Genomic DNA, 13,301 nt, shown 5'->3' on the forward strand with positions numbered 1-13,301 from the left:
CCTCGGAGACGGCGGATATCATATATCTCGGATAGAAACAATTATAGGGGTATACTAAATGTGATCATATAGACTCTACCTATTCAATACAAGTAAAATTATAACGCTATGGAAGAAAAAAAATCAAAACTGACTAGACAGACCGGTGCGCCTGTTCCGGATAATCAGAATGTTCAGACGGCAGGGCCGAGGGGTCCGCTATTGATGCAGGACTTCTGGTTTTTAGAGAAAATGGCGAACTTTGATAGAGAGGTCATACCCGAGCGACGGATGCACGCGAAAGGATCAGGAGCTTTTGGAACCTTCACCGTTACACACGATATAACGCCGTATACCAACGCCAGCATTTTTGGCGAAATCGGCAAACAAACGGAAATGTTTGCGCGCTTCTCTACGGTTGCGGGAGAACGCGGAGCGGCGGATGCTGAGCGGGATATTCGCGGTTTCGCACTTAAGTTTTATACCGACGAAGGTATCTGGGATTTAGTAGGAAACAATACGCCTGTTTTTTTCTTCCGTGATCCGATGAAATTTCCGGATTTGAACCACGCCGTTAAACGCGATCCAAAAACGAACTTAAGAAGCCCGAATAATAACTGGGATTTTTGGACATTACTTCCGGAATCACTGCATCAGGTCACCATCGTGATGAGTGACCGGGGTATTCCTAAGGGGTACCGACATATGCACGGGTTTGGAAGTCACACGTACAGTTTCATTAACAAGGATAATGTAAGACACTGGGTAAAATTTCATTTCAGAACACAACAAGGCATAGAAAATTTATCCGACGAAGAGGCTGCTGCCACTGTAGGCTACGACCGGGAGTCCTCGCAACGGGATCTTTTCGATGCGATTGAAAGAAAAGACTTTCCGAAATGGAAAATGTTTGTGCAGATCATGACCGAAGAACAAGCGAAAACATATCGTTTCCATCCGTTCGATCTGACTAAGGTGTGGTCAAAAAAAGATTTTCCGCTGATTCCTGTCGGCGAGTTTGAACTCAACAAAAATCCAGAAAACTACTTTCAAGATGTTGAGCAAGCGGCATTCAATCCAACCAATATCGTTCCGGGAATAGGTTTCTCTCCAGATAAAATGCTTCAGGGAAGACTTTTCTCTTACGGGGATGCACAGCGCTATAGATTGGGTGTGAACCATTTCCAGATTCCGGTTAACAAACCACGTTGTCCTTATCATGCGTTCCATCGGGATGGTGCTATGCGTGTAGATGGCAACTATGGCGACGCTATACATTACAATCCAAATAGTTATGGAGAATGGCAGGAGCAGCCCGAAAGTAAAGAACCTCCGTTAGAACTTGAAGGTACAGCCTATGCACATAATTTTAGAGACGATGACGAAGACTACTATACGCAGCCCGGAGACCTCTTCCGTATCATTAAAGCAGATGGAAAAGCCGATGTGTTATTTCAGAATACAGCAGCACAAGTGGGAGGTGCTGAGAAGTTCATCCAGATCCGCCACATTCGCAATTGTTATAAGGCAGATCCAGAATATGGAGAGGGGGTAGCTAAGGCTTTAGGCCTTACGATGGACGAAGTTAATAGTTTCGATCTATCACCTTATGATCGTTGGGCTCCGCGGCCAACTGGAAGATAGTCGGTAGCGAATAGCTATTAAAGATGAATCCCGATATAGTTGGTTATATCGGGATTCATTGTTATAAACGCAATTGGATACGCGTTATACCGTTGTTATCACGGCGCTCGCGGTCGCTGGAACTTCCCACCAAGTAAATAACGCCGGTGATACGCGCCCACCGATTATCCACATCGATATTAGCCGGATAGAACCTTCTCAAAAGCTTGGCGTGGCGTTCCCCGGAATGTTACCTCGCCGCAATAGGTGTATCCTAATTTTTTGAAAATATATAACATGCCCTTATTGTCAAAATTCGTGTCCGCTTTGATACTCAGTATGCCGTGCTTACGTGCGAAATTCTCAATGTGAAGCAGCATTTTTTGTGCTAAACCTTTGCCTAGATAGTCTTCGGAAATAGCGACCCGATGGTAGACGACGAAGTCTCCTTGTGTTAACCATTTTCCCTTGATGTTAAGATATTCTGGCTCATCGTTTATCAGGATTGCACAATAACCCACAACCCTATCCTTGTCCGTCAACACATAACCGTTTCTCTTGTCGATATCCGCTTGGATTACGGCTGGGTTTGGGTATCCGTCTTGCCATTGATCGCTGCCATCAGCTTTTCGACGTTTTATAGCTTCCGCGAGGATCTTCCAGATTGGTCCCGCATCGGCCTGTTCTGCTTTTCTAAACACGTAGTCCATATACTAACAAGTTAACACTATTTTCACGGAATTTTAGTCCAATTGTGATAAAATGTTAGATACTTTGGGAAAATTACGTCATGAAATAGCCCAATATCTCCTGCATATTTGTAATATCCAAGATAGATCAGATGATAACTATAGACAAAAAACAGACATATTTAGTGTGTAGCGGAGACCTTAGACCTTCGGCAAATATTAAATGCTGGCCCATGCAGCAGCAAATGGAGCAAAAACTTCAGGAGGCGCTCGCTGATTTGGGCTGGGGCATCAAGCGTGCACACGGATACGATGCCGAGAAGGGACACGGTTTTATAGACTACCAGCATATTGGCATAAAAATTTTCAGAGAGATTGATAAAAAAGCTCCTCTTATTGTGGCGGAGAGTGTATGGCAATATAGCCATCATGTATTGGCGGGGCTTATTTCGCACGAAGGGCCAATTTTAGTTGTTGCGAACTGGGATGGCACGTATCCCGGCTTGGTCGGTGCATTAAATCTCACGGGATCATTGACCAAAGCCAACGTGGCGTACAGCTTTCTGTGGAGTAAAGATTTTAGCGATGATTTTTTTAGAAGTAAGCTACAAGAGTGGTTAGATACCGGAAAGGTCACGCATGACTATACACACGTACGGGAGTTCATGCCGCAGGAGCTTGCGGAGAGGGATCGTTTGCTAGCGGAAGAATTCGCTGCTAAAATGATAAGTGATAAAGTGGTCATGGGCGTGTTTGATGAGGGCTGTATGGGGATGTTCAACGCTATTGTCCCGGATGCACTTATCCATCAATTGGGTATTTTCAAAGAAAGGTTGAGTCAGTCTACCTTATATGCAAAAATGCTGACGGTATCCGACGAAGACGCCGAAGCTGTGTTGAACTGGATGCTGCAAAAAGGCATGCAGTTCGAATGGGGGACGGATTCGGCACTAGAGCTGACGCGTGAGCAAACCTTAGAGCAGTGTAAAATGTATATCGCGGCGCTGCGACTCGCCGACGAATTTGGCTGTGACACCATTGGGATTCAGTATCAGCAGGGGTTGAAGGATCTAGTGGCTGCCAGCGACTTGGTCGAAGGTCTGTTGAACAATACGGAAAGACCACCAGTTTTTGATGAGCAAGGAAAAGAGTTGTATGCCGGCCTGGCCTTACCCCATTTCAACGAAGTGGACGAATGCGCCGGTATCGATGGATATCTCACGTATCACCTCTGGCGACAGCTCGGTTTAAACGGCGACAATACTTTGCATGACCTCCGTTATGGGGAGGATTTTATGATCGATGGAAAAGAGGAATTCGTTTGGGTGTTTTTGATCTCGGGTGCGGTGCCCGCATCTCATTTTGCTAATGGATATGCTGAGGCGAGCAGCATGCGCCAACCGCCTATGTTCTTCAAAAAAGGAGGAGGAACACTTCGTGGTGTTAGCCGTCCGGGAAAAATCGTATGGAGCAGAATATATATGGAGCAAGATGAATTGTGGTGTGATATAGGTACGGGACGAGCTGTCGAGATGCCAAAAGATGAAACAGAAAGACGTTGGGCGCTTACAGATGCTCAATGGCCTATAATGCATGGTGTATTGGATGGGGTGAGCAGAGACCAAATGATGGCCAAACATAAAGCCAACCATATTCAGGTGGTTTATGTAGATAATGATTTTGATGTAAAAAGAGCTGCGGAGATCAAAGCTACCGCGCTTCAGGCATTGGGGATCAAAGTCAATTTATGCGGAATCTAGCGCGCTATGAATAGTTTACCTATCATAGATCTAGCCGTCATCGTCGTTTATTTATTGGCGATGGTGTTGGTCGGCGTCTACTTTTCCAGAAAGAATACAACTTCTGAGGCCTATACAAAGGCTGCTGGCAGCATTCCAGCCTGGGCAGTAGGTATTTCGCTGTATGCTACCTTTCTCAGCTCCAATACCTTTCTCGGTGTGCCGGGTAAAGCTTATGGTACGAATTGGAATGCCTTTGTCTTTGGTCTATCTATGCCTTTGGCAGCCTTCATTGCTGCGAAATATTTCGTGCCTTTTTACCGGAAACACACGCAGGTATCGGCATATAGCAACCTAGAAAATCGTTTTGGTAAATGGGCGAGAAGTTATGCGGTGATATGCTTTTTACTGACGCAGGTTGCTCGGATGGGGTCCATATTTTTTGGTATCTCGCTTACCCTACAGGCGCTGACGGGCCTAGATATGTCCCTGATCATGCTGGTGACGGGTGTCTGTATCATTATTTATACGTTGTTGGGAGGGATTGAAGCGGTCATTTGGACGGAAGTTTTTCAGGGTATACTATTAACTTTCGGCGCGCTAGTTATCATTGGTACATTGATTTACCAGATCCCGGGCGGAGCTGGTACAGTTGTCGATATTGGTTTGCGAGATGACAAATTTGATTTGGGCTCGTTCTCGCTTACTGATTTTTCTTCTTCCACTTTTTGGGTAATCCTATTATACGGTTTTTTTATGAACCTCACTAATTTTGGTATGGATCAAAACTACGTGCAACGCTATCATGCGGCGCCCAATGCAAAAGAGGCGGCGAAGTCTGTTTGGCTATGTACTTGGTTATATATCCCTATTTCCCTGCTGTTTTTTATTATCGGTGCATGTTTATATGCATATTATGATGTTAATCCCGATCTACTCCTGACGGTTAAAGAGCAAGCCGCTATGGAACGGATAGGGTCGGATAGCGCAAGCTTGGCTGGGGTGATGGAAGGATTGACACCGGCAGATTATGGCGACAAAGTACTTCCTCATTACATGGTGGGCAATATTCCCACAGGTATCTTGGGTTTGATTGTTTCGGCTATATTGGCCGCCGCGATGAGCACGATCAGTTCGGGGATGAATGCTTCGGCCACGGTGTTTACGGAAGACATCTACAAACGGTATATCAACCCGAACGTATCAGACAAAGGTAATTTGCGTATGCTGCTTATCGGGACAGGCGTTTTTGGCGTTATTGGGATGTTTGCCGGAATTGCCATGATTGGTGTTCAGAGTATTTTGGATGTATGGTGGACACTGTCGGGAATTTTTGCTGGTGGAATGCTTGGATTGTTTTTGCTGGGCATTACCAATAAAAAGGTAGGCAATAGCGACGCGATGCTCGCGACTATTTTTGGTATAATCGTTATACTGTGGATGACGTTTTCGCATCTCCTTCCAGAGGAATACGCGTTTCTGCGTAATATGTTGCATACTAATATGATCATCGTGGTAGGTACAGTTGCAATTCTGTTGGTTGGTAATATCAGTCAACGTTTAAAAGGTACAGATAATTAAAGATTCTAATAATGAATAACGATAAAAAATATATTCCGGTTATGCTGATGCCGTTTAATGAAGATCAGTCTATAGATTATAATGCGCTAGATCGTTTGGTCGACTTTTATCTGGAAAGTGGGGCGAGCGGGCTCTTCGCTAACTGTTTGTCGAGCGAAATGTACCAATTGTCGATAGCAGAGATGTTAACATCGGTACGCCATATCGTAGAAAGGGTTGATGGACGCGTTCCGGTCGTGGCTACAGGGTCGTTTGGTGAGACTATGGAGGAACAGGCAGAAAACGTAAAAAAGATCTATAGCACGGGAGTGGCTGCTGTGATCCTTATTTCGGGATTGCTTGCAAAAGAAACGGACTCCGAGGAGGTATTTAAGGAAAATGTATATCAACTACTCCGATTAACGGACGAGATACCGGTCGGGTTCTACGAATGCCCCGTACCGTACAAACGGATATTATCGCCCGAATTATTAGGCGAGTTGGTAAGCACGGGGCGGGTAACTTATCATAAAGATACCTGTTTGGATATCAAAGCTGTGCGTCAGAAGATTGCGGCCACTACGCAGGAGTCTGCATTTGGGCTATACGACGCTTATATGGTACACGCAACCGATTCTTTAGCTGCTGGTTCGGCCGGTCTGTCTTGCATTCAAGGAAACTACTTTCCGGAATTAGTCGTTTGGTTGTGTGATCATTATGCAGATTCCACAAAGCAAACAGAGATCGATAAAGTCCAAGGCTTTTTTACACGACATATGGACGTGATGCACGATACGTATCCCGCCAGCGCTAAATATACGTTGCAAAAGCGAGGTATTCCTATTGGCTTAACCTGTAGAAACGGAAGTGTGTTGCCCAGTGAACAAACCGAAATAGCATTAGCGGAGCTGTTACAGGATTTTGAAAACTTAGCCGACGAAATTGGTTTGACGTTGATTAAATAATGTTGTTACGTCTATAGTAATGTTTATTTAGGCAGCACCGCCTTTTTTTGCTTGGGCAGTAAGTGCTTGGAACTTGTTAAGAGCCTCTTTTGGGGTACACCCATGAAAGGCTTTAAATACCTTGATGAAATGGGATACACTATGGTAACCCAAGAGTGAGGCTAACTCGCTGACATTATAATTCTTATAGAGAAGTGTCTGGGCTCTTTTCATCCGCTCACGTATTACAAAGGCATACACCGTGCAGCCATATATTTTTTTGAAATCTTCTTTTAATTTTTTCTCATTCAACATAAATGTTTTAGACAGCTCCGTAATATTTGCTGGGTTATCGAGATTAAAAATGAGGTGCGCGCGAATTTTTTCCAGCACATCCAAACCGGTGGAAAGTGATTTTTGGACAGGGCTAGCAGTTAGCTGTGTATGTTGATGTATAGCAAAAAGGAGTTCTTTAAATTTTATCTTGAGATAATGATACCGGTGTTCACGAATATGCCCGCTATCTAGAATATCTTGTAAGATAACTAATATTCGGGTGTTCATGTAATAAGTTTCGTTAGGTCGGTTTTCCGGATCGCCGTTTAAAATGTATTGGTGAAAAGGATCATCACTCTCGGTTGATCAGAAAATAGCCGACATAGGTGAAAAGCTATATGACTTGAAGTTTTAAGCGAGAAAATGTAAATAACATTTCCAAATACTTATTTTAGCCCGATGAAAACTGTACTTTTCATCGGGCTTGTTTGGCCAGAGCCGCAATCGTCTGCTGCCGGAACACGTATTGTACAATTGGTTCAGCTGTTTCGGTGTGCAGGTTACGAGATTTGCTTCGCGTCGGCAGCGAGCAAATCTTCCTTTAGTTACCCCTTATCCCAAGAGGGTGTACAGGAAGTACAAATTCAGCTTAACGATAGCCGCTTCGATACTTTTGTGGCGACACTACAGCCTCACATCGTGGTATTTGATCGATTTGTTACGGAAGAACAGTACGGTTGGCGGATAAGAGAACAATGTCCCGCTGCGTGCACGGTGTTGGATACGGAAGATCTACATTTCTTGCGCCGGTCGCGCCAAGAAGCATTCAAGAAAGATGCTGCAATAAATTACTATAACGACGTCACTATACGGGAAATTGCCGCCATACTACGTTGCGATCTTTCCCTGATCATTTCCCGGCAAGAAATGGAGCTCCTATTGACCAAGTTTCGTATACCGGCGGATCTCTTATACTACTTACCGTTTTTAGAAGCAACCGTTGATGAAACAAAGCAGAACAATTGGCGGGATTTTGAACAGCGTAAGCATTTTATGTTTATTGGCAATTTTTTGCACGAACCCAATTGGCATTCGGTGCGGGTATTGAAGGCATCTATATGGCCCAAGCTGAGGAAGCAGGTGCCCGATGCAGAATTACATGTTTATGGTGCATATCCCACAGAAAAGGTTTACCAATTACATCGGCCGCAGGAGAAGTTTTTTATAAAAGGAAGAGCAGAAGATGCGCGCAAAACGCTCGAAGCTTATAGGGTGTTGATTGCCCCAATTCCGTTTGGGGCTGGTGTCAAAGGTAAGTTTATTGACGCTATGCAGGCCGGCACGCCATCGGTTACCACTACCGTGGGAGCCGAAGCGATGTCTATAGATGGCACGTGGAACGGATTTATAGAAGATGATCCGGACAACTTTGCGGACAAGGCTGCAGAGCTTTATCAGCATTCGAAGATTTGGTATCAAGCGCAGGAGAAAGGTGTCGCTATTCTGCGTGCGACAAGTGATAAACAACTGTTTGCAACACCGTTTCTAGGATATATCAGTGAACTGATCGAGATGTTAGCCACGCATCGCCAACAGAACTTCGTAGGGCAGATTCTGCAGAACCAGCAGCATAACGCTAGCAAATACATGTCACTTTGGATTGAAGCAAAAAACAGTAATTTAGGATAATAAATAGATTGTCATTCTTTCTAACGCCGTTTTTTGTTTATTTTAGTTCTAGCTAAACAAACTAACGATTTTATGCAAACAGAAGGAAAATAGCTAGCCCTCCAATTGCTTAAATTAAATAGAGAGACACTATATGCTTGACTATCAAATAAAAGAAAGTCCGGAAATTTATGACGCTATCGTGGTAGGCTCCGGGGCTGGCGGCGGCATGGCAGGTTATGTTTTGGCCCAAGCAGGACTGAAGGTGCTGATGTTAGAAGCAGGCCCTTTTTTCGATCCAGCGAAGGATGCTCTCCAATTGAGATGGCCCTGGGAATCTCCTCGCAGAGGCGCCGGCACTACACGACCGTTCGGAGATTTTGATGCAGCCTATGGAGGTTGGCAATTAGAGGGGGAGCCTTATACTACGGTAAATGATACCGAGTTTGAATGGTTTCGCGCTCGTATGCTCGGCGGGCGAACGAACCATTGGGGACGTATTTCGCTGCGCATGGGGCCGGACGATTTTAAACCGAGGGACGGCGTGACGGATGAGTGGCCAATATCCTATGAGGAGGTAAAGCCGTTTTATGACCGTGTCGACCGTATGATCGGTATTTACGGAACAGTAGAAGGTATACCGAATGAACCCGACGGCATCTTTATGAAACCTCCAAAACCTCGTTTAGGAGAACTTTATATTGCTCGAGGGGCAAAGAAAGCTGGTGTTCCGGTTATCCCTGGGCGAGGAGCTGTTTTGACAGAATCTTCTCCGGAGATCAAAGGTCGGGGAACCTGTTTTTATTGTGGTCAATGTGGACGAGCATGTAAAGTTTATGGTGATTTTTCTTCCTCGTCTTGTCTCGTTATGCCGGCTATGAAAACGGGAAATCTCCAAGTAATTGACCATGCCATGGTTCGCGAAGTGTTGACAGATGACGAAGGGCTAGCGATCGGGGTTTCCTACGTAGATATTAAGAGCCTGCAGGAATATGCTGTGCGAGGCAAAACAGTCATACTGGGCGCTAGTGCTTGTGAAAGCGCTCGTATTTTGCTGAACTCGAAATCGGCCGCGCATCCGGGTGGGTTGGCGAACAGTAGTGGTTTGGTGGGGCGCTATTTGCATGACTCTACTGGGGCGAGCGCTTGGGGCTTCTTGCCGCAATTATTGGATAGGAAACGGTATAATGAGGACGGTGTAGGTAGTGTGCATATTTATTCTCCCTGGTGGGAAGACAATAAAAAGCTGAATTTTCCGCGGGGTTATCATATTGAGTATGGTAGCGGCATGAAGATGCCAGGATATGGCTTCTTAAACTGGGTTCCTGCTGCGGTGGCAAAGATAGCTGGCACAAGCGGAGAACTTCGTGACGCTGGGGGCTACGGGGCGCAGCTCAAGCAAGATTATCGCCGATTTTATGGGGCGTCGATCGGGATGGCCGGCCGGGGTACTGCGCTGGCGAGAAAAGACAATTACTGCGAAATTGATCCAACGCACTTAGACAAATACGGTATTCCCGTATTGCGCTTTCATTACAAATGGGCGAATGAAGAAATAGAACAGGCGAAGCATATGCAAGATACGTTTAAGTCAATCATGCATGAGATGGGTGCTGTTGTTTTGTCTGGCGAACAGGGACCGGAGACAAAGTACGGACTGGAAGCACCCGGCGTGATTATTCACGAGGGAGGAACCACGCGTATGGGTAATGACCCTAGGCAGTCGGTATTGAATAAATGGGGACAGGCACACGATTGCAAAAATGTGTATGTGGTTGATGCGGGGCCGTTCGTACAACAGGGCGATAAGAATCTAACATGGACCATCCTCGCCTTGTCGATGCGGACGGCGGAATACATATTGGAAGAAAAGAAAAAATTAAATGGTTAAATAAAAGAGAAAACGTTTCATACACATGAATAGAAGAGAATCTCTTAGGGCCTTGGGTCTAATCGCCGCGGGAGCGGGGGTATTAACAACAGCTTGTAACGGCGAAAGTGCCCACGAAGCGAGGATCATTGCCGAGACTTCTGATAAGCTATCGGGTGTGACCGATTGGGAACACGAGCGTACGCAGAAGCTGCGGGAAGAAAGATTTTTTACAGCACACGAGATGGCTACCATCGCGGTGTTGGCGGATATCATCATTCCGGAAGACGAGGTATCAGGGTGTGCATCCGATGCCGGTGTGCCCGACTTTATCGAGTTTATCGTCAAGGATATCCCCTCAAATCAAGTTCCGATGCGTGGCGGTTTGAAGTGGATGGACATCCAGTGCCAGAAGCGGTACGCACATACATTTATAACATGTACCGAGAAACAGCAGCTTGCATTTGTCGAAGAAATTGCTTATCCTGATAAAGCAAAACCGGAAATGCAACAGGGCGCTGCATTTTTCTCGCTGATGCGCAACCTGACGGCATCCGGATTTTATACGACCGAGATGGGGGTAAAGGATATCGGATACGTAGGAAATCGCCCTGGTGTCTGGAACGGTGTTCCAGAAGATATACTTAGAGAACACGGGTTTGATCCCGATAAATTTTTAGGATAATATTATGTTAGGTTTAAAATTATTGACAGATCCGCGCTGGGCTAATATCGCGGAATCCAATCTAGACGAAATTTTGTCGGATCATGCATGGTGTGAGCAAAAAGCAGCTTCTAACGCGATCACGTTAATCACGCAAAATCCCGAGCATGAGGACCTTGTTCATGAATTGACAGCTATTGCTATCGAAGAAATGCAACATTTCCAAATGGTAATTGATATCATTAAGGAACGTGGATATACCTTGGGCAGGGAACGCAAAGACGATTACGTAGGGCAGTTGATGAAATTTTCGAAAAAGGATGGTTCCCGCAACCAAGCATTTATCGACAGGTTATTATTTGCAGCCATGATCGAGGCGAGAAGCTGTGAGCGTTTTCGGGTCCTTACGCAGAACATCAAAGATCAGGAATTAGCGAAATTCTATCATGACCTTATGGTTTCTGAAGCAAATCATTATACCACTTTCCTCCAGTTTGCGCGGAAATATACGATCGATGTTGATGTCGATAAGAGATGGCAAGAATGGCTGGATTTTGAAGGACAGTTGATACAGAGCTACGGCAAGAAGGAATATATTCATGGATAGTGTTTCCTCTTCTTTTTTCCCGTAAAAAAGAAGCAAAAACCTCGTCACTTCGGATATTTGACCTATTGGATAGTGCTAAGGGAGGTTTCTACAAAGGTCAAACATCCGCATGTGACCATAAAAGTTAAGGAGGGGTAGTGCAATATCTTTCAAACGTAAACATTCTACGTGTCTCAAAAATTTAATACGCGTCTTATAATAGTCGGATGACTTTTAGGATTAATGTTGGGGTAGTGCGGTGCGTAAATAGAAAGCAATAAACATTGCTTTGCGGTTATGCGGAAATAAAACGACCTAGCATTGTTCCGTAGCCAGCTTTACGCAGGATATTCCGTTAAAAACAGAATAATGTTTGAACGAAGTGAGTTTTATTCTGTTTAGGAATAGACAAGTAAAGGTAGCGGAACGATGCAAGTCTTGACTTTTTGTTTCTTTTTCGTCAAGGAAAAAGAAAGTAAAGAAAGTTTAGGAATAGACAAGTAAAGGTAGCGGAATGATGCAAGTCTTGACTTTTTTTGATTCCTTTTTTGTCTTGACACAAAAAAGGAATGCCCCTCCGGCAGGAGCACTTCTTGATATAGGTCAATGCTGACCAAAAAAATCATCCCTATTTTTGTAATAGAAAGGAAAAAGCTATGATTGAATTAGGAATTGGCATGTTTGGGGATGTACATATCGACCCCGTAACTGGTAAAATGCAATCCGCGGCAAAACGTACGCAAGAAATAATCGAAGAAATTAAATTGATGGATGAGGTGGGGGTCGATTTCTTCGGAATGGGAGAACACCATCGGGCAGATTATGCAGTTTCTTCTCCTGAAATTATATTGGCTGCTGCTGCCACGGTAACCAAGAATATAAAATTGGGCAGTGCGGTATCGGTGATCAGTTCTGCAGACCCTGTAAAACTATTCCAAGACTTCTCAACAGTAGATTTGCTGTCAGACGGTCGTGCGGAGATTATGGCCGGTCGCGGATCGTTTATAGAGTCGTTCCCATTATTCGGTTACGACCTGAAAGACTATGCCGAGCTTTTCGAGGAAAAATTAGAACTTTTATTACGTTTAAACAAGCAGGATACTATTACGTGGTCGGGAAAGTTTCGGAAACCATTGGTTAATCAGGAAGTATTCCCACGGCCAGTAAACGGCTCTTTGCCGATCTGGGTTGCCGTTGGAGGAACGACCTCCTCGGTAATTCGAGCAGGGAAACTCGGACTTCCCGTCATGTTTGCGATCATCGGTGGCGCCATCGAAAATTTTAAGCCGCTTTTCGAAGTTTATCAACAAGTCTGGGAAGATAATGGGCACGCGAAAGAAAACTTTCAGGTGGGGGTGCACATGCATGCATTTTTTGGTGAAAAGGGACAGGATGTGGCTGATCAGTATTACCCTCTTTATGCAGCGCAGATGAACCGGATCGGTGCGTCGAGAGGATGGCCGACGTACCAACGTACACAATACGATTTCGGCCGCTCGATTCATGGACATCTGGTTGTCGGAGATGTAAACCAAACTGTAGAGAAGATACTACATGTTATCGAAATGTTTGGTTTAACACGGTTCTCTGCTCATATGGACGTGGGCAGTCCACATCATAAAGATATGATGAAGGCTATCGAGCTGTATGGTACGCAGATCATCCCTAAGGTAAAAGCCGCTTTAGAAAAATAAACAGACACA

General features: G+C 44.9%; 12 protein-coding genes. 9 read left to right on the forward strand and 3 right to left on the reverse strand.

The window, feature by feature from the left end:
- The first annotated feature begins 108 nt into the window (after window positions 1-108).
- Window positions 109-1,623 (forward strand): catalase, encoded by a 1,515-nt coding sequence (locus tag LKO28_RS10345; protein WP_227694748.1) that lies wholly within the window; start codon window positions 109-111, stop codon window positions 1,621-1,623.
- 61 nt (window positions 1,624-1,684) lie between these two features.
- Here the strand turns inward: LKO28_RS10345 and LKO28_RS10350 are convergent, their stop codons facing one another.
- Both LKO28_RS10350 and LKO28_RS10355 read right to left on the reverse strand, forming a co-directional pair.
- Window positions 1,685-1,825, reverse strand: coding sequence for a hypothetical protein (locus LKO28_RS10350; protein WP_227694749.1), 141 nt, complete (start codon window positions 1,823-1,825; stop codon window positions 1,685-1,687).
- Window positions 1,803-2,312: a GNAT family N-acetyltransferase gene (locus tag LKO28_RS10355; protein WP_227694751.1), complete on the reverse strand. Its 510-nt coding sequence runs from the start codon at window positions 2,310-2,312 to the stop codon at window positions 1,803-1,805. Before LKO28_RS10355 ends, LKO28_RS10350 begins: the two co-directional genes overlap by 23 nt.
- 212 nt (window positions 2,313-2,524) lie before the next feature.
- Between LKO28_RS10355 and LKO28_RS10360 the strand changes: the two genes are divergently transcribed.
- From LKO28_RS10360 to LKO28_RS10370, 3 genes are read left to right on the forward strand one after another with little or no spacing between them, the layout of a single operon-like run.
- Complete coding sequence (locus tag LKO28_RS10360) at window positions 2,525-4,051, forward strand: fucose isomerase (RefSeq protein ID WP_227694752.1); 1,527 nt, start codon at window positions 2,525-2,527, stop codon at window positions 4,049-4,051.
- A 6-nt stretch (window positions 4,052-4,057) separates the two neighbouring features.
- A complete protein-coding gene (locus LKO28_RS10365; RefSeq protein ID WP_227694753.1) occupies window positions 4,058-5,611 on the forward strand; it encodes a sodium:solute symporter in 1,554 nt (517 codons plus the stop codon).
- An 11-nt stretch (window positions 5,612-5,622) separates the two neighbouring features.
- On the forward strand, window positions 5,623-6,555 hold the full coding sequence (locus LKO28_RS10370) for a dihydrodipicolinate synthase family protein (RefSeq protein ID WP_227694754.1): 933 nt from the start codon (window positions 5,623-5,625) through the stop codon (window positions 6,553-6,555).
- Window positions 6,556-6,582: 27 nt separating this feature from the next.
- Here the strand turns inward: LKO28_RS10370 and LKO28_RS10375 are convergent, their stop codons facing one another.
- Window positions 6,583-7,098 carry a helix-turn-helix domain-containing protein gene (locus LKO28_RS10375; RefSeq protein WP_227694755.1) on the reverse strand — a complete coding sequence of 172 codons (516 nt, stop codon included), beginning with the start codon at window positions 7,096-7,098 and terminating at the stop codon, window positions 6,583-6,585.
- A 171-nt stretch (window positions 7,099-7,269) separates the two neighbouring features.
- Here LKO28_RS10375 and LKO28_RS10380 point away from each other — a divergent pair, with 171 nt between their 5' ends.
- From LKO28_RS10380 to LKO28_RS10400, 5 genes are all read left to right on the forward strand, one after another.
- Window positions 7,270-8,499: a glycosyltransferase gene (locus tag LKO28_RS10380; RefSeq protein WP_227694756.1), complete on the forward strand. Its 1,230-nt coding sequence runs from the start codon at window positions 7,270-7,272 to the stop codon at window positions 8,497-8,499.
- A gap of 133 nt (window positions 8,500-8,632) precedes the next feature.
- Entirely contained in the window at window positions 8,633-10,369 is a 1,737-nt protein-coding gene (locus LKO28_RS10385; RefSeq protein WP_227694757.1) for a GMC oxidoreductase, read from the forward strand.
- 25 nt (window positions 10,370-10,394) lie between these two features.
- Entirely contained in the window at window positions 10,395-11,033 is a 639-nt protein-coding gene (locus LKO28_RS10390; protein ID WP_227694759.1) for a gluconate 2-dehydrogenase subunit 3 family protein, read from the forward strand.
- Between the two features lie 4 nt (window positions 11,034-11,037).
- Window positions 11,038-11,619 carry a tRNA-(ms[2]io[6]A)-hydroxylase gene (locus LKO28_RS10395; RefSeq protein WP_227694761.1) on the forward strand — a complete coding sequence of 194 codons (582 nt, stop codon included), beginning with the start codon at window positions 11,038-11,040 and terminating at the stop codon, window positions 11,617-11,619.
- A gap of 635 nt (window positions 11,620-12,254) precedes the next feature.
- Window positions 12,255-13,292 carry an Atu2307/SP_0267 family LLM class monooxygenase gene (locus LKO28_RS10400; protein ID WP_262906082.1) on the forward strand — a complete coding sequence of 346 codons (1,038 nt, stop codon included), beginning with the start codon at window positions 12,255-12,257 and terminating at the stop codon, window positions 13,290-13,292.
- Window positions 13,293-13,301: the final 9 nt, after the last annotated feature.

Source organism: Sphingobacterium sp. FBM7-1 (genome assembly GCF_020687765.1).
In the GTDB taxonomy this organism is placed as follows: domain Bacteria; phylum Bacteroidota; class Bacteroidia; order Sphingobacteriales; family Sphingobacteriaceae; genus Sphingobacterium.